Raw genomic sequence first — 1568 nt, 5'->3', positions numbered from 1 at the left:
TACCGGCACATGGAATGCTCCCGCCACCTGGGCCATCATGTGACGAAAGCTTTGGTGATGCATCAGGCCGACGAGGTGTGGGAAGGCATCGCCCGCCACCTGTTCCCCGATGCGACCGGCCGCAGGTTCGGCCGGCCCAAGATGGGGACCTGGTGGGAGTACACGCGGATCCCCGGCCGGGCCCGGTCGCATACGAGCGCACGCAAGTGGGAGACGTTCCGCCTGCACGGCACCCTTGCCGGACATCTCGCCGCCTACCGGCACCGCGGTCTCGGCCCGGCGGTGACGACGCCGGAACAGGCCGCCGCACTGCCGTCCGGCACGAGCGTCCTCGAACAGCCCCGCCCTCTACCCACACCCGACCGGCCCTTCGGCCGCGTGCCGACCGGCGAGGCCACGTCGAAAGGCACACCGAAGACCCGTGCCGCGACCTGGTGGGACCACACCGGCCCCCTCGCGCTGGTTTTCACCGGCGGCGCCGACTCCCAGCGCGGCGATTTGGTACTCCCGGTCCGCCTGCCCTCAGGCGCGGGCCGCTGGCCCCGCCTACTGCACTTCCTGAACAACCCGCAGCTGTGGCACAAGGTCGATCTCGTCCGCCGCCGCGACACCTCCGTACCCGGCGGATGGGCGTACGAGGCGCACCTGATGGTGCTCGCCGGCGGGTACGCATCACCGTCCACCCGCGCCCGCCGCACGGCCGCGGCCGAGCTTGCCCGGGTCGGCGGGATCGACGGCAACGTTTCCAACCTGTCCGTCGTCTCCTTCCCCGACACGTTCAACCCCGCCGACGGCGCAATACAGACGAGTCGGGTCGAGCTCACTGACGACGAACGTGCCGCGCTGGCGAAGGCCCAGCGTAAGGAACGGGGCCGTAAACGCGCCCTCGACCGGTCCCGCCGGGCTACCAACCCCCACCAGTACGGGATGTCGAAGCGGCAGCAAGCCCGCGCCGAACGCCGCGAAGGCGCCGGACTGCCCGAACGGCACGTTCAGGTCCCCGGCGGTGCCCGGGCGGCGAACACAGCAGGTCTGCCCAGGCAGGCATACCGGCGCGATGACCTGTCGGCCGGCTACCGACTGGGCCGGGCCAAGCTTGCCGAAGCCGCGGCTACCGCGGCGGCGGCGAAAGACCACCGCGCCCGACGCATCGCAGAACGCATCATCACCGACCACGGCGCCAACCTCACGGTCGAAGACTGCGACATCCGCACCTGGTACCGGCTATGGGGCAAAGCCTTGCAGGCCACCACACCAGGCCGACTCATCACCGCCATCGGCCATGAGTGTGAGAAGACCGGCGGCCGCCTGCTACGCGCGTCCACGTCCACCACCAAGCTGTCGCAGACGTGCCTGTGCGGCGCACAGGTGACGAAGACGCTCGCCGACCGAGTCCACCGCTGCACCTCTTGCAGCCTCGTCGCCGACCGGGACATGGTCTCCGGTGCCCTCGCCGCGCACGTCCGGCTCACCAACCCAGACGACCCCAGCACCGCGGGCCTGGACACCGTCCAGGCCCGCATGACACAGAGCTCGTTCGCACAAGGGCTTCTTGCAGCCCTTGTGCG

Annotated in this window: 1 protein-coding gene; it reads left to right on the top strand. The window is 70.4% G+C overall.

Going from position 1 to position 1568, the window contains the following annotated elements:
- Positions 1-57: 57 nt before the first annotated feature.
- A partial coding sequence (locus ACWDA7_RS52760; protein WP_450615331.1) for a zinc ribbon domain-containing protein occupies positions 58-1568 on the top strand: 1511 nt, incomplete at its 3' end.

Source organism: Streptomyces sp. NPDC001156 (genome assembly GCF_053598275.1).
This window is presented reverse-complemented; position numbering and strand designations above follow the sequence as displayed.